Raw genomic sequence first — 19,291 nt, forward strand, 5'->3', positions numbered from 1 at the left:
CGGAACTCCTCACTTGGTACGGTGTACGGAATTATTCTCCGTACACCGTACGGGAAAGGAGTACACATGTCGACTGCCGAAGACGCGCGGACCCTTGTGCGCTTGCTGTGGCGCGGACGTGCCGAGCCCGAAGCGCCGAGGCGCGGTCCGCGACAACGGGTCACCGTCGACGAGATGGTCGTCAAGGCGATCGCGCTCGCCGACGATCGAGGATTGAACGCGCTCTCGATGCGGGCGCTAGCGGCTGAACTCGGTGTCGGCCCGATGACTCTCTACACCTACGTGCCCACGCGAGATGTCCTCGTTGCTCTCATGGTGGACCATGTTGCCGGCGACTCGCCGATGCCGAGCCCGGCGACGACGGTTCGGGAATCCCTCGCCTCGGTCGCACGCGTGCTGCGAGCGGAGTACCTGGCACATCCCTGGTTGCTCGACGCCAACCCGTGGCGCCAGGTTCTCGGGCCCCACCGTCTCACCCGCTACGAGCGGCAACTCGAAGTCCTCGAATCCCTGGACATCTCCGACCTCGATCGCGACCACATTCTCGCCCTCCTGGTGGCCTTCGTGACCGGCAACGCCCGGGAAGCGCTGGCCGCCGGCGCCGCGGCGACCGTCAGCGGCATGACCGACGCCCAGTGGTGGGAGGTGGTCGCTCCCGAACTCGACGCGGTGATCCCGGACGGCAGGTTTCCCCTCTCGGGGCGCGTGGGAACTGCGGCCGGCGAACGTCATCAGGCTCCGGGCGCTCCCGACGAAGTGTTCGACTTCGGCCTGGTCTGCCTGCTCGATGGTTTGCGGCCACTCATCGGCGACGACTGAGGTTCTCTCGCACGGATGGTGGCAAGCATACGTTGTTGACAATCATTTTCATTAGAATGTTCACTGTCCGAGTGCTATCACCACGGACAACCCTGACCCGTTCTCTCGCGCTGCTCGCCGCAGCCTCCTTCGCACTCGTCGCATGCGGGGATTCCGACCCCGGGGAGGCGGCGCGCCCCGCGGATTCGTCGACGCCACCCGCGGAACGGCACAGTGCGACACCGCGTCTCAGCCTCAGTTACGACGGCGGAATCCTCGTCCTCGACGCGACCACGCTCGAACAGGTCGCCGACCTGCCGGTCGACGGATTCGTCCGTCTCAACAGCGCGGGCAACGGGCGGCATGTCCTGGTCTCCGAAACCGGCGGCTTCCGGGTCCTCGACGCCGGAACCTGGACCAAGGCGCACGGCGACCACGGGCATCATTACACCGCCGAGCCTTCTCTCACCGAGATGCGCTTCGGCGGAGCAGAACCCGGTCACGTCGTGGTCCACGACTCGCGCATCAGCCTATTCAGCGACGGCACCGGGCAGGTCGACATCGTCGAACCGGCCGAACTACTGCGCGGCAACCCGGTCGCCACCACGTTCACGGTTCCGCAACCCCACCACGGGGTCGCGGTGTTCCGCGGCGACGGATCGGTCGTCGTCACGCGCGGAGACGACGAATCGCGCAGCGGCATCGCAATTCTGGACAAGGAGCGGACCGAGATCGCCCGCAACGACGAATGTCCCGGCGTTCACGGCGAGGCCGCCGCGTCCGCCGGCCGCCTCACCTTCGGCTGTGAGGACGGCATCTTGATCGTCGACGGCAACAACATCCACAAGGTGACCAGTCCGGACCCCTACGGCCGCATCGGGAACCAGGCCGGTGACCACGGATCGCCGATCGTGCTGGGGGACTACAAGAGTGACCGGGACGCCGAACTCGAACGGCCGACCCGATTCTCGCTCACCGACACCCGTACCGGCGAGCTCCGACTGGTCGATCTCGGCACCTCGTACAGCTTCCGGTCGCTGGAACGCGGCCCCGGGGGGTCTGCGGTGATTCTCGGAACCGACGGCGCGCTGCACGTCTTCGACGTGGAATCCGGGACCCGCACGGCTCGAATCCCGGCGATCGGGGAGTGGAGCGAACCGGACGAATGGCAGTCGCCGATGCCGAATCTCGTCGTGCAGGACGGTGTCGCCTATGTGAGTGAACCGGCGTCGAAGAAGATCATCGCGATCAACCTGGAGACGGGGGCGAAGGTCGCCGAGGCGGGCCTGCCGCACGAGACCGTCGAACTCGCCGCGGTCACCGGTTGACGCGGTCACCGGTTGACCCGACGCGACACACTGGTGCAGCCGGTATGCGCGAGGCGTCGGTGGGTTTGCCAGACTGGTGACGTGATCAGGCTTGGGCTGACCGGCGGCATCGGCGCCGGCAAATCGACCGTGGCAAAGACCTTCGTCGAACGAGGCGCGTACATCATCGACGCGGACAAGATCGCCCGCGAGGTGGTCGAACCCGGGTCGGACGGTCTCGCCGCGCTCGTCGAGGCCTTCGGCCCCGACATCCTGTCCGCCGACGGCAGCCTCAACCGCCCTGCCCTCGCGGCCAAGGCGTTCCTCGACGACGAATCGCGGAAGACGCTCAACGGGATCACCCACCCGCTGATCGGCGCACGTACCCAGGAGTTGCTCGAAGCGGCACCCGACGACGCGATCGTCGTCCAGGACATCCCGCTGCTGGTGGAGAACCACACAGCGCCCTTCTTCCATCTCGTGGTGATCGTGTTCGCGGACGCCGACGTCCGACTGCATCGCCTCACCACGATGCGCGGCGTCGACGAAGCCGATGCGCGAGCGCGAATCGCGGCTCAGGCCACCGACGAGCAGCGGCGCGCGGTCGCGGATGTCTGGCTCGACAATTCCGGATCGGCCGACGATCTCGCGGCCGCCGCCGCGCGGGTCTGGGATGACCGGCTCGTACCGTTCGAGGCCAACGTCCGTGCACGCCGGGTCGCCGAGCCGGTCCCCGCACTCGTTGCGGCCGAACCCAATCCGGACGGCCCGGCGCCGCGGCTGGTCAACCGGCTGTGGGCGATCGCGGGCGAGCGGGCGACCGCCGTCGAGATCACCGATGCGGCGAAGGCCGAGCTGCGCATCACCGCCCGCGACGGCGCCGCATCGGCCGAACTCGCCGACCTCCTCGCGGTCGGTGGGTTCGCTCCGGCCGGGCCCGGCGTCCACGGCTCCTGCGATCCCGGGCGGCCCGCAACCGTGCGGATCGAGACCGCCTGAGGCGCTCGCCCGAACTGACTACGAATGTTTCCTGAATCGGCCACATCGTGGGCCCGGCGCTGTTAGCTTTGCGACACGCACCGATTCCGGTGCGGATCAACCAGCTGTCACGGCGCTGTGAGGAGCACACATGTGGGGTCAGGGTAGTCCGAATCGGGTGCGTACCGTCGTCGGCGGCATCGCTGTCGGTGCGGCCGTCACGGCCGCCGTCGTGACCGCGGCGCCGGCTGACGCCGCCCTGCAGGCAATCGCCGTCGACACCCTGCCCGGCTACGGTTCGTCGGCCAACGGCTCATCGAACTACGGTCTCTACGGTGCCGGTTGTTCCTACAAGCTGTCGGTGATCGTCGGCGACCCCGAGTCGGCGAAGTCGACGCTGAAGATCACCTCCACGCGAGCCGGGCGGACGGTGACGATCTACAACGCCAGGCCCTCGACCGTCGAGGTCAAGCCGACCTGGCGGCCCGCCGCGCCCGGACGTCACGTGCTCACCGCGACCCTCGACGGCGTGGTCAGGGTCGCGGACCGTCGACGTCGGCACCGGAGTGCAGTTGCCGCAGTTCATCCGGAACGGGGCATGCTTCGTGCTCCCGACCTACTGAGATCCCCTACCTACTGGGATCCCCGAGGTACCGGGACCCCCGACCCGACTGGGTCTACCGGCCGTAGCCGGGCCGGTGGTCCCGGAAGAACACCACGCCGCCGGCGGTGTCGTCGAGCCACGCCTGCACATCGTTGCCGTGCGCGGCCGCCCCGACAAGCGCGCGGGTCGCGATCTCGACCGCCTCCACGCACCGGGTGTTGTCGAGCAATCCGCACCGGTGTGCCTCGAAGATCTCGTCGACGTCGATGAGCTCCAGCGGTGAGCCCGGCACGTCGACGAGGTCGAGGTACCAGTCCTCGGCGTACCAGCGGCCGCGTTCGTCGGGTCCGACGAACCGCCCGATGTCGAGGTACAGACGCTGATCCGCCCGATAACCACCTTGATAGTGAAAGATGTTGGCGCGCAACCCCAGTCCGGGGAGCAGCCACGACTCGAGGTGGTCGAACCGCGGGTGACCGGGCGCGGGGCGCGACATGTAGAGGCCGTAATCGGTGACGCGGTACTCCTCGACCTCGCGGACGAATCCCTTGTTGTCGGTGTTCGTCATGGCGGGCACATCGAACACCTCCCGCTTGGGCGGGTGCAGCGAATGGGTTGCGGCGGCCGGCGCGGCGGTGGTCGGACCGCTGTTGCTCGTCATGCCCCGAATGTAGTGGCGGCCGCCGCCGAACTCAGCCCGAAAACCGGAGTTGTTCCCGGTCTCCGTCCCGCGTCGGACCCGGGGGCCGCGACCGCGCGGGAACACTCCTGTCGTACGGCGCGTTTACCCTGGCACTATGGCTTTTGCAGCAGAACGTCCGGTGCTCGCGCACTCCGAGTTCCGTCCGATCGGCGAGATCGAGCGCACCGAAGCCCGTTTCGAGGTGGTCAGCGAGTACGAGCCCGCAGGTGACCAGCCCGCCGCCATCAAGGATCTGACCGCGCGGATCCAGGCCGGGGAGAAGGACATCGTGCTCCTCGGTGCCACGGGTACCGGCAAGTCGGCCACCACCGCGTGGCTCATCGAGCAGGTCCAACGCCCCACCCTGGTGATGGCACCCAACAAGACACTCGCCGCGCAGCTCGCGAACGAGCTCCGCGAGATGCTGCCCAACAACGCGGTTGAGTACTTCGTGTCGTACTACGACTACTACCAACCCGAGGCGTACATCGCGCAGACCGACACCTACATCGAGAAGGACTCGTCGATCAACGACGACGTCGAACGACTCCGCCACTCGGCGACGTCGAGCCTGCTCTCGCGTCGTGATGTCGTGGTGGTCGCCTCGGTGTCGTGCATCTACGGCCTGGGCACCCCGCAGTCCTACCTCGACCGCTCGGTCGAGCTCGAGGTGGGCCAGGAGATCGACCGCGACGCCCTGCTGCGGCTTCTCGTCGACGTGCAGTACACCCGTAACGACACGGCGTTCACCCGGGGCAGCTTCCGTGTCCGTGGCGACACCGTCGAGATCATCCCGTCCTACGAGGAACTCGCGGTGCGCATCGAGTTCTTCGGCGACGAGGTCGAGTCGCTCTACTATCTGCATCCGCTCACCGGTGACGTCGTCCGCCAGGTCGACACGTTGCGCATCTTCCCGGCCACCCACTACGTCGCGGGTCCGGAGCGGATGGAGCGGGCGATGGCCTCGATCGAGCAGGAACTCGAGGAACGGCTCGCCGAGCTCGAGGCGAAGGGCAAGTTGCTCGAGGCCCAGCGCCTACGGATGAGGACGACCTATGACCTCGAGATGATGCGCCAGGTCGGGTTCTGCTCGGGTATCGAGAACTACTCCCGCCACATCGACGGTCGCTCGGCGGGAAGCGCGCCCGCGACCCTGATCGACTACTTCCCGGACGACTTCCTCATGGTCATCGACGAGTCGCACGTGACCGTGCCGCAGATCGGCGGCATGTACGAGGGCGACATGTCCCGCAAGCGCAATCTCGTCGAGTACGGCTTCCGTCTACCGTCGGCCGTCGACAACCGCCCGCTGACCTGGGACGAGTTCGTCGACCGCATCGGTCAGACCGTGTATCTGTCGGCGACGCCGGGACCATACGAACTCGGTCAGTCGAACGGCGAGTTCGTCGAGCAGGTGATCCGCCCGACCGGTCTGGTGGACCCGCAGGTCGTGGTCAAGCCGACCAAGGGGCAGATCGACGATCTGGTCCACGAGATCCGGCAGCGCACCGAGCGCGACGAACGCGTCCTTGTCACCACGCTCACCAAGAAAATGGCCGAGGACCTCACCGACTATCTGCTGGAACTGGGAATCCGCGTGCGGTACCTGCATTCGGAGGTCGACACCCTGCGTCGTGTCGAGTTGCTTCGGCAGCTCCGGTCGGGTGACTACGACGTCCTCGTCGGCATCAACCTCCTCCGCGAGGGGCTCGACCTCCCGGAGGTGTCGCTGGTCGCGATCCTCGACGCCGACAAAGAAGGGTTCCTGCGGAGCACCACCTCGCTGATCCAGACCATCGGCCGTGCGGCCCGCAACGTGTCGGGCGAGGTGCACATGTACGCTGACAAGATCACCGACTCGATGCGCAATGCCATCGACGAGACCGAGCGTCGCCGCGAGAAGCAGATCGCCTACAACAAGGAGCGCGGTCTCGACCCGAAGCCGTTGCGCAAGAAGATCGCCGACATCCTCGACCAGGTGTACCGCGAAGCCGAGGACGAGGCGGTCGCGGTCGGCGGTTCGGGCCGCAACGCCAGCCGTGGCCGCCGGGCGCAGGGCGAGGTGTCGAAGGCCGGCAGTGCGGGCGTGATCGAGAAGCGGGACGTGTCGACGATGCCGCGCGCCGAACTCGCCGACCTGGTGTCGCAGCTGACCGATCAGATGATGAGCGCCGCCCGCGACCTGCAGTTCGAGCTGGCGGGCCGGCTGCGCGACGAGATCGCCGACCTGAAGAAGGAACTGCGGGGAATGGACGCGGCAGGCATCAAGTAGGGCGGTGACCTGCGAAGTCCCCGGGACCGTTGCTTCCGGACGGTGTGCCGATCACCACGATCGGCGGACAGACACGCCGTGGCAAACTAATGTCCCGGTGAAAGAACCCTGCAATATGGGGGATGTTAGGTGACGCCTCGCTGATGGGCAGCGAGGCGAATTCATGTCGGAGGTTGGGATGAGCGCATACGAGACCATCGTCGTCGGGACCGACGGCTCGGAGTCGTCGATGAAGGCGGTGGAACGTGCGGGGGCACTCGCGGGCGAACGCGCGCAGTTGGTGATCGCGTGCGCGTATTTCCCCAGCGAGCGCGGCGCCGGGGAGGCGGCCGACATCCTCAAGGACGAGGCCTACCAGGTCACCGGCTCGACGCCGACCGAGGAGATCCTGCGGACCGCCAAGGAACGCGCGTCCAAGGCCGGAGCCGCCACCATCGTCCAGCGCCCCGTCAAGGGTGCGCCGGTCGACTCACTGCTCCAGCTCGTGAGCGACGTGAAGGCCGATCTCCTGGTGGTCGGTAACCGCGGCCTGAACTCGATCGCCGGGCGCCTGCTCGGATCGGTGCCGGCCGATGTGGCGCGCAAGTCGGCGTGCGACGTGCTGATCGTGCACACCACGGGTTAGTTGTACTGACCCGCCAGGTTGGGTACGCGGTCGGCGCCAGTCCCCGCCTCAGCGGGCCTCCGGAAACCCTCCGGCGCGCCCGAGGAGAGCGGGGACGCTCTTTTCCAGGGACCTGCCCAGCCATTCCGCGGCGTCGATCAGTCCGTACATGTCGACACCGGTCGAGATGTTCGACCGGTCGAGCGCATACAGCAGATCCTCCGACGCGATGTTGCCCGTCGCCGCGGGCGCGAAGGGGCAACCGCCGAAACCGCCGATGGACGCGTCGAGCGCACTGGCCCCGGTGTCCAGGGCGGTCAGCGCATTGGCGTAGCCGGTGTTGCGCGTGTTGTGGAAATGCCAGCGCTGCGGAATCCCGGGCGCGTGTGCGGCGGCCAGATCGGCGAGCGTGCGCACCTGCGCCGGAACGCCGACGCCGATGGTGTCGGCCAGGGCGATCTCGTCCGGCGCCGCACCGTCGGTGAGCCGCGCGATGATCTCGCCGACCCACTCCGGTGCGACCTCTCCGGAGAACGGACAGCCGAAGGACACGGCGATGGTCACCGTCGTCCGGAGACCGGCTGCTCGCGCATCGCGCACGACGTCGACGGCGGCGGCGACGCCCTCGTCGACACTGCAGCCCTGGTTCCGCTGACTGAACTCCTCGGTCGCGACGACCACGACGTTGACCTCGTCGACGGCTGCGGTGAGTGCACGGTCGAGACCTCGTCGGTTGAGGACCAGTCCGATGTAGGAGACGCCGTCGACTCGCGGCACCCGCGCCATGACCTCTTCGGCGCCGGCCATTTGCGGCACCCGCTTCGGGTTGACGAAGCTGACCGCCTCGACGCGACTGATCCCCGCTTCGACACTGCGGGAGATCAGCTCGACCTTGTCGTCCACCGACAAAATGGTCTGTTCGTTCTGGAGGCCGTCTCGAGGGCCGACCTCGACCAATTGCACGCTTTTCATGTGCCCAATCTTGCCCCGTCGGGGATGGCGGGCGCGAGGAGATCCGTTCCATCGAGCGGATGTCGGTCGAACGACCGAATCCAAACCGCAACGTAAGTGCTGTCGCGCTACAGAAGTGAACGAAGTGACTCCGTGGGACTTCCGTGGTCCCACCAGTCACAGCAGTTCGCGGCAGCGTGCGGAGCGTCGTGTGGAGCCGAGATGCGCTGTATCACTTTCGATCTCAAAAGAGATGTAAAGCGTATGATTCGTGGCTGTTCAGCGAAAGCCTCGGGGGACGGGTCAGCGGCTGGTGCCGCTCGCAGTCGTGTTCCTCGCCGACTTCCCGACGACCCGCTCCGGGAAGCTGGACCAGTCGTCGTTGCCCGCCCCGGACCTGACAGCCGGCGCCAAGGAATTCCGCGAGGCGCGGACACCGGCCGAGAAGGCGATCGTCTCCCTCGTCGCCCAGGCGTTGGGCCGAGAACGGATCAGCCTGTCCGACAACCTCTTCGCCCTGGGTGCTGACTCGATCCTCGCGGCACGCATGGTGTCCCGGGCCCGGATCGGGCACGGTCTGACGATCGCCCTGACCGACGTCTTCGACAGCGACGACCTCGCCGATCTCGCATCCCGCGCCGTCGTCTCGGACACCCCGCCCGTGTCCACGGAGCGTCGACGCCGGCCACGCCCGGCACGGATACCGTTGTCCCAGGCACAGACCCGGTTGTGGTTCATCAACCGGATGTCACCCGCCGAGGCGACCTACAACATGTCCGGCGCGCTGCGGCTCACCCACGCGGTGGACACCGCGGTGCTGCGTCGAGCAGCGCTCGACGTCCTCGACCGGCACGAGATCCTGCGTACCGTGTTCCCGGCCGTCGACGGCGAACCCGAACAGCGCATCCTCGACACCGCGTCCGCCGGCGCCGTACTCGATTCCGAACCTGTCCGGATCAGCACGGAGGGACGCCGGGAGGCTTCTGCCGCGGAACCGCTCGAAGCGGCGATCGCCGCCATCACCGACGTGGGATTCGACCTGGCAGAAGAGATTCCGTTCCGGTGCCGGCTGATCACCGGGGACCCTCGCGGCGATGTCGTGGTGCTCGTGCTGCATCACATCGCCGCCGACGGACACTCGTTGCGGCCGTTGCTCCGGGATCTGATGACGGCCTACGAGAGCAGGCGTGCCGGCGAGTCCCCCGAGTTCACCCCGCTGCCGCTGCAGTACGCCGACATCGCCGTCGAACGCGCCGAGGTCCTGGGCACGCCTGAACAACCCTCACCGGCGCTGGTCGACGGTCTCGAGTTCTGGCGTGCGGAACTGGACGGCGCACCCGATCTGCTCCAGTTGCCCACCGACCGTCCGCGCCCGCGGGTGATGTCCAGTGCGGGAGCCCACCTCGACGTCACCCTGGACGCGGAGCTGTCCGCCGACCTCCGTCGGCTGGCGACCACGCTGGCCGTCACCCCGTTCGCGGTCTTCAGTCCGCGCTTGCCCTCACGCTGGGCAGGCTCGCCGCGGTGGACGACGTGAGCATCGGTACCGCGGTTGCCGGGCGCGACGATCCGGCCGTCGCCGATCTGGTCGGCATGTTCGTCAACACCGTGGTCCTGCGCACCGCACTGCGGCCCGGTGACACCGTGCGGGATCTGGTCACCGGGGCACATCGCCGTTGCGCTCGGGCCATGAGTCATGCCGACGTGCCCTTCGAGCGCGTCGTCGACGCACTCGCGCCGCAACGGTCGCCGTCACATTCGCCGTTGTTCCAGGTCGCGTTGAGCGTGCAGCCCGACCAGTTGACCGACCTGTCGCACTGGACGGGGTCGGCGGAACTGCTCGATGCGCGGGTTCCGTCGGCGAAGTACGACGTCACCGTCTCGGTGACCGAGCGTTCGGACGACTATGTCGTCGAATTCGCCTACGCCACCGATCGTCTTCGACGAGAGCACGGTCCGCGACTTGGCGTCCCGGCTGCGGCGGGTGCTCAGCCAGATGGTGTCGGGGCCCGATCGTGTCCTCGCCGCGATCGATCTGCTCGAACCCGACGCGCTGCGCGAGCTCGCCGCACCACGCCGCGGCGCCCGTCCGGAGACGACCCTCGCGGAGCTCATCGCCCGGGGGTTCGCCACCGCCGACCCCGCCGCGGTCGCCCTCACTGGTGAGGCCACGAACGGTACCGCACGACTGACCTGGGCCGAGGTGGCCACGGTGACGCATCAGATCGCCCGTGTCCTCGCCGACCGCGGACTGGGGCCGGGAGAGGTGGTCGCCGTCAGCATCCCCAGGTCGCCCCGGATGGTGCTCACGATGCTCGGGGTGGCCATGAGTGGGGCCGCGTTCGTCATCATCGACGCGCGGTTGCCGGTACGGCGCCGCGCGGCGATGCTCGCCGACAGCGACGCCGCCCTGGTGATCACCGTCGACTCGGTGGTCGCCGCCGACCGGGCCGCGGAACCGGATGCCGCACCGCAGCAGCGTGATACGAGCGTCCGTGACCTCGGTGTCGAGGAGTGGTTGCTCGACGACCTCGAGGTGGAACTGAACATCGCCGGGCGCCGCGACCATCCGGTCACCGACGCGGACCGGACGCGTCGCACCCGTGTCGACGATCTCGCGTACCTGCTCTTCACATCCGGATCGACGGGACGTCCGAAGGCGGCCGCGGTCACCCACGCGGGGCTGGCGGAGATGGTCGCCGAACAGCAGGCCCGGCTCGGGGCCACGCCGGCGTCCCGTGTAGTGCAGCTCGCCGCACCGGGTTTCGACGTCGCCGTCTGGGAGATCATCCTCGCGATCTGTGCGGGCGCGGAACTGGTGATCAGCCCGCCGGACGTGTTCGCCGGACCCGAACTCGAGGACGTCATCGCACGGCATCGGGTCACGCACGCCGTGGCCACGCCGACAGCTCTGGCGACGATCGATCCGGCGTCGGTCCCGGACGTCGAGACGATCATGGTGGCGGGGAGGAGTGCCCGCCGGAACTGGTCGCTCGGTGGGATGCCGATGGCCGGCGCCTGCTGAACCTGTTCGGTCCCACGGAGACCACGATCTGGGCGACCGCGTCCCGACCGCTGCGCGCGACGGCGCCGGTGACCATCGGGCGCCCCATCTCCGGCGTCGGAGCACGGGTTCTCGACCCGGGTCTGCGACCGGTGCCGCCCGGCGTCGTGGGCGAGCTCTACCTCGCCGGACGTGCGCTCGGACGGGGCTACCACGGACGCGCCGGGCTGTCCGCGGGCCGGTTCGTCGCCGACCCGTTCGGTGTCGGCACACGGATGTACCGCACCGGTGATCTCGTCTCATGGACACCCGATGGCGAGCTGATCTATCACGGCCGCAACGACTTCCAGATCAAGATCCGTGGCATGCGGGTCGAGCCGGGGGAGGTCGACGCAGTGCTCGTCACCCACCCCGACGTCGAGCACTCGGTGAGTGTGGGGATGCCCACGCCGGCCGGCGACACGGTCCTGGTGTCCTATGTGACCGGCCGGCCGGGCCGCAGTCCGGCACCCGAGCAGATCGTCGACCACGCGGTCGCCCACCTGCCGGCACATCTCGTCCCACACACCGTCCAGGTGCTCGAGGAGTTCCCGGTCACCCGCACCGGCAAGGTGGACCGCCGTGCGCTGCCGGCCGTCGAGATCTCACCCGCTCGCGAATATGTCGCTCCCCGAAGCCGTCTGGAGGCGGCAGTGGCGCAGATCTTCGCCGATGTCCTCGGACTCCAGACGGTCAGCGTGCACGACGGATTCTTCGAACTCGGAGGCAGTTCGCTGTCGGCGACCAAGGTGACCTACCGGGTCGAACAGCACGTCGACCGGCGGGTGCCGCTCGCCCTGCTGTTCGAGAACCCGACGGTCGCGAGTTTCGTCGCCGCACTGCACACCGTCGAGTCCGTCGGGGCGGGACGTGTCCTGACACCGCGGGAACGGCCGCACATGGTCGACCTCACGGGTGTGCAGCGCGGACTGTGGTCACTCAACCAGATCGACCCGTCGTCGTCGGCGTACAACGTCGGATTCACCCTCGAACTCGATGGGCCCCTCGACATCCCGGCCCTCACGGGGGCACTCGGGGACGTGATCGCCCGCCACGAGTCGCTCCGGACGCGGTACCCGCTGCACGAGGGGCGGCCGGTTCAGGTCATCATCCCGGCCGCTGATGCTCTCCGCGGATTCCGGGTCGCCCTCGTCGACACCACCCCCGACCGCGTCGGGGAGGAGATCGCCGCCGTCGTCGAACCGGGCTTCGACCTGACCGGCCCCAACGCGATCCGGGCGGTGATCCTGCGACTGGCGTCCGACCGCCACCTCCTCGTCTTCGTGGTGCACCACATCAACGCCGACGGCGGTTCGTTGCGGCCCTTGGCCCGCGACCTGACCACGGCCTACCGTGCCCGGATCAGTGGGCAGGCGGGACCGTGGACGGCGACCGTGAGCGCACCGCGCGTGCAGTACGCCGACTACGCGATCTGGCATGCCGAGCGGCTGGCGGCCGAGGCACCCGGTGGGCTGACCGAGGAACGGGCTCAACTCGAGTACTGGGAACGACGCCTCGGGACGGTACGGGAACCGGCGGTGATCCCGACGGACCGTCCGCGGCCGGCCGAACCCCGGCACCGCGGAGGTGTCGTCGACCTGAGCATCCCGCCCGAAACCGCAACGGTTCTCAAACATCTCGCGCGTGTGAACAACACGACGCAGTTCGTGGTGATGCACGCGGCGCTCGCGGTCCTCATCGGCCGTCTGTCCGGAAGCGAGGACATCGTGATCGGGACGCCGTTCGCCGGCCGCGACGATCCCGCCCTGGCCGAGATGGTCGGCATGCTCGCGACCACGGTTCCGCTCCGAACGCGTCTGCGCCTCGACGAGCCGTTCGACGAGCTTCTGCGACGCGTACGGACCGAGGACGTCACCGACCTGGCCCATGCCGACGTCGCCTTCGACCAGATCGTCGACCACCTGAACCGCGCCGAGACGGGACCGGTCCGGCGCGGCCGCCACAACCCGTTGTTCTCGGTCATGCTCTCGTACCAGAACCTCGACTTCCCGGAGGTGAGCCTCGACGGTCTGTCCGTCCGGGTCCGGCCCCCGGCGTCGATCGCGGCCAAGGTCGATCTGGAGATCATGGTGTACCCGGACGACCTGGACGGGGTGGATCGGGGTGGTGCACTCGGTGGCCAGATCGCCTACGACACCGACCTCTTCGACCGAGCCGGTGCCGAACGGATCGTCGAGCGCTACCGGAACCTGCTCACCGACATCGCGGCCCGGCCGGGCACCCCGGTCGGCGACCTGTCCATCTGGGCCGACAGGCAGTCGTCGGAGGTAGTCGACGAGGAGCAGGCGCTCCACGAACTCGTGTCCGCAGTCGCCGCGACGGTGCTCGACGCGGTGATCGGCATCCCCGGGGCGCCGTCGGTGACCTTCGCCGACCTCGAGGCCACCTCGGTCGCCATGGCCTTCTCCGTGCCGGACGAGGACCCGGGTGAGGCGCTGACGGTCGCGGTCACCACGCTCCTCGCCGACGCGGACCGCACCATCGACGAGGTGTTCGCGTGCATCCGCACCGCGGCGACGAACGCACTGTGCGTAGGCGCCGATGCGGTGAACGGTGAACCCCGACGGAACCGGGCGGACCCCGCGTGACGTCGGACACCTCGGTATCGCGTAGCGTCGGGGCGCGCACGTCCGCGGGGTCCACTCACCAGCCGGCGGTGCTGCGCAGGCTCACCTTCGCCGCGACCCACGCGGCCGACGCCGAGGCGATGGTCGGTGCGTCGGGGCCCGTGACCTTCGGTGAGTTGCACCGGCGGGTGACGGCGGCAGCGACCACCCTGGCCGCTCGCGGTGTGGATCCGGCCCCGGCGGTGCGCGCGACGGTCACGGCGCTGTTGCCCCGAACCGGAAGCACCCCGGCACAATTGGCGGCCACCGCCGGTGAGGTCCTCGCCGACCACGAACGGCGGATCGACGACGTTCTCGGCACGCGCGACGTGGAGTCCCTCCCGGGTCTCTTCCGGGTGTCGGCACGCCGACGCGCAGACGCAGTGGCGCTCACCGACCTCGACGGCGCGGCGATCACCTACCGCGAGCTCGACGATCGGACGGACCGGCTCGCCCGCGCACTGGCCGCCGCCGGAGCCGGGCCGGAATCGCTGGTGGGCGTGGCGATGCCACGGTCGACCGAGCTCGTCGTCGCACTGCTCGCGGTGCTCAAGACCGGCGCGGCCTACCTGCCGCTGGACCGCACCCATCCCATCGCGCGGCTGCGAACCATCGTCGACGACGCCGCGCCGGTACTCGTCCTCGCCGACCCCGAGACCGCCGCCGCCTGGGCGGACATGCCTGCCCGGGTCTCGACGCCCGACGATCTGACGGCGTGGGCCGAACCGGTCCCGGTGGCGTTTCCCGATCGGATCGGCGCACATACGAGTGCCTACGTCATGTACACTTCCGGATCGACCGGTGTGCCGAAAGGTGTTGTGGTCACCCACGACAACGTGATCTCCCTGCTCGTCGCGCTCGGCGCGCTGGTCGAGAGCACGCCCGACGACGTGTGGTCGATGTTCCACTCGTATGCCTTCGACGTGTCGGTGGGCGAGATCTGGGCGGCGCTCCTCGCCGGGGGCCGTCTGGTCGTGCTCGACCATGCCACCACGCGTGCGCCGGACGACGTGGTCGAGGTGTTCGACCGCGAGGGCGTCACGGTCGTCAACTTCACGCCGTCGTCCTTCTACCAGTTCGCCGCGGCGGTCCGGCCGCCGCATGGTTCGGTTCTCCCGCAATCGGTTCGGCGCCTCCACTTCTCGGGTGAGCTCCTCGACTACGAGCATGTGCGGAAGTGGCAGGCCGACCGCGCCGCCGACGGGTCGCCGGCCAGGCCGGGAGCCGACGTCCCCGGGCCCCAGCTCAACAACATGTACGGGCCGACGGAGACGACGGTGTACATGACGCGGCGCGAGCTCACGCGTGGATTCGTCGACGCCGCAACGGCATCGGACATCGGACAACCGCTTCTCGGGTCCCGCGTGCACGTCCTCGACGCACGGCTCGCGCCGCTGCCCGACGGTGTGCCCGGCGAACTGTACGTTTCGGGTGTCCAGGTGACCCGGGGTTTCCTCCGGCGCCACGGCCTGACGGCGACGCGTTACGTCGCCGACCCGTTCGGCCCGCCGGGCAGCCGGATGTACCGAACCGGTGACATCGGCGTCGCCAGGGACGGATCGATCGAGTTCGTCGGCCGGCGCGATGGACAGGTGAAGCTGCGTGGGTTCCGTATCGAACTCGGCGAGGTCGAGTCGGCGATGTCCGCCGTCGACGGCATCGACGCGGCCGGCGCCGACGTCCGCATGCGCGGCGATACCGAACATCTCGTCGGCTATCTCGTACCCACCGCCGGGAACGGACCCGGCGAAGCCACCGTCCGGACCCGTCTCGCGGCCGCGTTGCCGGAGTACATGGTGCCGACCCTGTTCGTGTGGCTCGACGCGCTGCCGCTCACGGTCAACGGGAAACTCGACCGCACGCTCCTGCCCGAACCGGACGCCACCGACGACCCGGGAATCGACGAACCGCCCGCCACCCCGACCGAAGAGCGGCTGGCCGCTCTCGTCGCGGAGATCCTCGGCGAGAACGAGATCGGCGTCACCGCCTCGCTGTTCGACCTCGGCGGCAATTCACTCACCGCGACCCGCGTCGCGGCGCGCGCGACCGAGGACCTGGGGACCACGGTGGCCGCGCGCGACCTCTTCGCGACGCCCACGGTGCGCGGCCTCGCCGAGGTGATCGACCAGCGACTCGCCGACGGCGATGAGCCGGGACCCGCGCGGCCGCCGCTGCGTCCGGTGGACCGCACCGGGCCGTTACCGTTGTCACCGGCCCAGCGCCGGATCTGGTTCCTGGAGACGATGAACCCGGGGGGAGCGGCCTACCTGATCCCGGCCGTCCTGCGCCTGCGAGGCCGCTCGGACGCCGACGCGCCGGGCACACCTGTCGATCCAGCGGCCGTGGCCGCGGCGCTCGACGACCTGATCGTCCGTCACGAGACGTTGCGCACACGGTTCGTCGCCGGCGACGGGGTTCCCCGACAGATCATCGACGACCCCGATACCGCGCGGCACGACGCCCGGGCGGATCCACCGATCGACATGCGAGGTACCGGCACACCCGGGGTGACCGCGACGGTCGCCGACATCGTCACGCGCGGTTTCGATCTCGAGAACGAAGCGCCGGTCCGGGCGCGGCTCATCCGGGTCGCCGACGACGAATGGGTGCTGGTGCTGGTCGTCCATCACATCATCGGCGACGGTGGGTCGATGGCGCCGCTCGTGGCGGACTTCGTCCAGGCATACCAGGCCCGGTTGTCCGGTCGTGCCCCGGAGTGGCCGCCACTGACCGTGCAGTACGTCGACTATGCGGTGTGGCATCACGAGATCCTCGGGGACAGCGCCGACCCCGCGTCGCTCGCGGCCCGTCAGCTCGCCTACTGGAAGACACAGCTCGCCGGCGTCCCCGAGCTCACCGATCTGCCGTTGGACCGTCCACGTGCGCCCGTACGCGACGAGAGCGGGGCGGAACTGTCCGCGGTGATCGACGCCGCGACGTGGTCCCGCCTGCTCGAACTCGCCGACCGGCACGACGCGACCATGTTCATGTGTGTCCACGCGCTTCTCGCGGTCACGCTGCTGCGGTCGGGGAGCAGCGCGGATCTGGTGATCGGCACACCGGTGGAAGGTCGCGGCGAGCGTCAGCTCGACAGTCTCGTCGGGATGTTCGTGAACACGCTCGCGCTGCGCACCCCGTTGCGACGTGACGCGGACTTCGCCACGGTTCTCGCGATCTGCCGCGAGACCGACATCGCTGCCCTCGATCACGCCGATCTGCCGTTCGAAACGGTCGTGGAGGAGGTCACGACCGCCCGCAGCACGGCGCACCCGCCGCTGTTCCAGGTCGCGCTCGCCTTTCAGAACACCGAACGGCCGGTCGTCGAACTCCCCGGACTGGTCGTCTCCGAACTCGAGGTACCGGTCACCACCGCCAAGGTGGATCTGCAGGTGACGGTCGTCGACCCACCGGGGCGGCCTCGCGACGAGGACACGCCCGTCGTGATCACCTACGCGACAGCATTGTTCGACGCGGACACCATCGCCGACCTGCTGCATCGCCTGCAATCCATCGCGCGGTCGGTCGTCGACGCACCGGAGACCCCGATCGGTGACCTGCCGACCGGGGAGTCCGACGCCGTCCCGGCACTCGTGAACTCGCCGGCCCTCACGGATTCGGCGGTCGCGCTGCCCGCGCTACTCGACTCCGCGGTGGCCCACCATCCGCACGGTGTCGCCGTCACCGACGGTGAACACTCGCTGACCTACGCCGAACTCGATGCGGCGTCACGATTGCTCGCCGCGGAACTCCGGTCGCGGGGTGCACGACCGGGCACGGTCGTGGCACTGGCCGTGCCCCGTTCGTCGGTCGGCACGGTGGCCTTCTGGGCGATCGCCCGGACCGGGGCGGCGGCCGGACTGATCGACCCGTCTCAGCCGGCCGAACGCATCCGGTACATGACCGGCACACTGGCCACGACGCTCGGCGTGACGTGCGCGGCGGCGGATGCCGTCGGCGGTGCCGGCGCACCGAGCGAGCCGGACGTCGGCACCTCCTGGCTCGTCGTCGAGGATCTTCTCGACCTGACGGACCGCTCGCGATGGGCGCCGGAGTCGGGTGTGTTCGATGATCCGCTGCCGTCCGTCCGGATGGACGACACGGCCTACGTCATCTTCACCTCGGGCTCGACCGGTCGTCCCAAGGGCGTCGCGGTGACGCACCGCGGGCTCGCCGATCTCGTCGCCGACGCCCGGTCGCGTTTCGAGTTGAGCCCGTCGTCGCGGGTGCTGCGTTTCGCCGCACCGGGATTCGACGCCTCGGTGTTCGAGACCCTGGTCGCGGTGGCCGCCGCCTCGACCCTGGTCGTGGTGCCACCGGGCGTCACCGGTGGCCGGGAGCTGGCGGCAGTCATCACCGACGAGGCCGTCTCGCACATGACGATCACACCGAGTGCGTTGGCCACGGTTCCCGTCGAGGCGTTCCCCGATCTCCGCGTGGTGTGCGTGGCCGGCGACTCCTGCTCGCCCGAACTCGTCCGCGCCTGGTCGGACGGACGCATCATGTACAACCTGTACGGTCCGACCGAGGCCACCATCTGGTCGACCGCATCCGGCGCCATGCGTCCCGGCGGGCCCGTCACGATCGGCGGACCGATCGCGGGAGTCGGTGTGCTGGTCCTCGACGCCCGCCTGCATCCGGTGCCACCCGGCGTCGCGGGCGAGCTGTACCTCGTCGGCCAGGCGCTGGCCGCCGGATACCTGAACCACACCGCCCTGACCGCAGAGAGGTTCGTCGCCGCGCCGTTCGGGCGACCGGGCGAGCGGATGTACCGGACCGGTGACCTCGTCCGCCGCCGTCGTCGGGACGACCGCTGGGAGCTCGACTTCCTCGGTCGCAGCGACTTCCAGGTCAAGATCCGCGGATTCCGGATCGAGACGGGCGAGATCGACGCCGTGCTGGAAAGTCATGCAGCGGTCGACTTCTCGACCACCGCCGGTGTCGCCCACCCGACGTCGGGCGAGACCGTGCTGGTGTCGTGGGTTCACCACAGCGAAGGTGCGGTCATCGACGTGTCGGCGCTGGCAGCCCATGCCGCACGGCAGCTGCCCGCGCACATGGTGCCGACCGCGATCGTCCCGCTCGACGAGATCCCCCTCTCCGCCACCGGCAAACTCGACCGGGCCGCGCTGCCGGTACCCGAGTTCTCCCGCGGCGTCCACGTCGAACCGCGCACCGCGACCGAACGCACGGTCGCCGCGGCCTTCGCCGAGGTCCTCGGCATGGACGGCGCCGACGACGCACCGGGCGTGTCCGCACTCGACTCGTTCTTCGACTCGGCGGCACCTCGCTGTCCGCGACGCGCGTCGTCGCACGGCTCGGCGCCGAACTCGGTGTCGAGATCGGGGTGCGGGTGATCTTCGACGCGCCGACGGTCGAGGCCCTCGCGTCGGCGATCGACACCGTTGCCTGAGCTGGCCGAGCCGCG

General features: G+C 69.1%; 8 protein-coding genes and 2 pseudogenes. 8 read left to right on the forward strand and 2 right to left on the reverse strand.

Annotated features, from left to right (window positions below; translation table 11 throughout):
• The first annotated feature begins 66 nt into the window (after positions 1–66).
• The 3 genes from GOAMI_RS14735 (at position 67) to coaE (ending at position 3,104) form a co-directional block, all read left to right on the forward strand.
• Entirely contained in the window at positions 67–819 is a 753-nt protein-coding gene (locus tag GOAMI_RS14735; protein WP_006437337.1) for a TetR/AcrR family transcriptional regulator, read from the forward strand.
• A gap of 71 nt (positions 820–890) precedes the next feature.
• On the forward strand, positions 891–2,126 hold the full coding sequence (gene aztD, locus GOAMI_RS14740) for a zinc metallochaperone AztD (RefSeq protein WP_006437338.1): 1,236 nt from the start codon (positions 891–893) through the stop codon (positions 2,124–2,126).
• Positions 2,127–2,207: 81 nt separating this feature from the next.
• Entirely contained in the window at positions 2,208–3,104 is an 897-nt protein-coding gene (coaE, locus tag GOAMI_RS14745) for a dephospho-CoA kinase (RefSeq protein WP_006437339.1), read from the forward strand.
• A gap of 656 nt (positions 3,105–3,760) precedes the next feature.
• On the opposite strand, the gene GOAMI_RS14755 is transcribed toward coaE, so the two are convergent.
• The gene (locus GOAMI_RS14755) at positions 3,761–4,348 is read right to left on the reverse strand and encodes a ribonuclease FAU-1 family protein (protein WP_040004870.1); all 588 of its coding nucleotides are present in this window, start codon (positions 4,346–4,348) and stop codon (positions 3,761–3,763) included.
• Positions 4,349–4,484: 136 nt separating this feature from the next.
• Between GOAMI_RS14755 and uvrB the strand changes: the two genes are divergently transcribed.
• Together uvrB and GOAMI_RS14765 are read left to right on the forward strand one after the other, a co-directional pair.
• Complete coding sequence (gene uvrB / locus GOAMI_RS14760) at positions 4,485–6,641, forward strand: excinuclease ABC subunit UvrB (protein WP_040004871.1); 2,157 nt, start codon at positions 4,485–4,487, stop codon at positions 6,639–6,641.
• 178 nt (positions 6,642–6,819) lie between these two features.
• The gene (locus tag GOAMI_RS14765; RefSeq protein ID WP_006437342.1) at positions 6,820–7,266 is read left to right on the forward strand and encodes a universal stress protein; all 447 of its coding nucleotides are present in this window, start codon (positions 6,820–6,822) and stop codon (positions 7,264–7,266) included.
• 48 nt (positions 7,267–7,314) lie between these two features.
• Here the strand turns inward: GOAMI_RS14765 and GOAMI_RS14770 are convergent, their stop codons facing one another.
• Positions 7,315–8,217 carry a hydroxymethylglutaryl-CoA lyase gene (locus tag GOAMI_RS14770; RefSeq protein WP_040004872.1) on the reverse strand — a complete coding sequence of 301 codons (903 nt, stop codon included), beginning with the start codon at positions 8,215–8,217 and terminating at the stop codon, positions 7,315–7,317.
• A 289-nt stretch (positions 8,218–8,506) separates the two neighbouring features.
• Here GOAMI_RS14770 and GOAMI_RS14775 point away from each other — a divergent pair.
• From GOAMI_RS14775 to GOAMI_RS23930, 3 genes and pseudogenes are all read left to right on the forward strand, one after another.
• Positions 8,507–13,848, forward strand: a pseudogene (locus tag GOAMI_RS14775) (amino acid adenylation domain-containing protein); the annotation flags it as partial.
• The gene (locus tag GOAMI_RS14780; protein ID WP_006437347.1) at positions 13,845–19,220 is read left to right on the forward strand and encodes a non-ribosomal peptide synthetase; all 5,376 of its coding nucleotides are present in this window, start codon (positions 13,845–13,847) and stop codon (positions 19,218–19,220) included. The pseudogene GOAMI_RS14775 and the gene GOAMI_RS14780, both read left to right, overlap by 4 nt.
• Positions 19,190–19,276: pseudogene (locus GOAMI_RS23930) on the forward strand (hypothetical protein); the annotation flags it as partial. The gene GOAMI_RS14780 and the pseudogene GOAMI_RS23930, both read left to right, overlap by 31 nt.
• Positions 19,277–19,291 lie beyond the last annotated feature (15 nt).

This window comes from Gordonia amicalis NBRC 100051 = JCM 11271 (assembly GCF_000332995.1).
In the GTDB taxonomy this organism is placed as follows: domain Bacteria; phylum Actinomycetota; class Actinomycetes; order Mycobacteriales; family Mycobacteriaceae; genus Gordonia; species Gordonia amicalis.

Coding starts and splice junctions, on each gene's coding strand:
- GOAMI_RS14765 (WP_006437342.1), top strand. CDS start 6,820: ATGAGCGCATACGAGACCATCGTCGTCGGGACCGACGGCTCGGAGTCG.
- GOAMI_RS14755 (WP_040004870.1), bottom strand. CDS start 4,348: ATGACGAGCAACAGCGGTCCGACCACCGCCGCGCCGGCCGCCGCAACC.
- GOAMI_RS14735 (WP_006437337.1), top strand. CDS start 67: ATGTCGACTGCCGAAGACGCGCGGACCCTTGTGCGCTTGCTGTGGCGC.
- GOAMI_RS14770 (WP_040004872.1), bottom strand. CDS start 8,217: ATGAAAAGCGTGCAATTGGTCGAGGTCGGCCCTCGAGACGGCCTCCAG.
- uvrB (WP_040004871.1), top strand. CDS start 4,485: ATGGCTTTTGCAGCAGAACGTCCGGTGCTCGCGCACTCCGAGTTCCGT.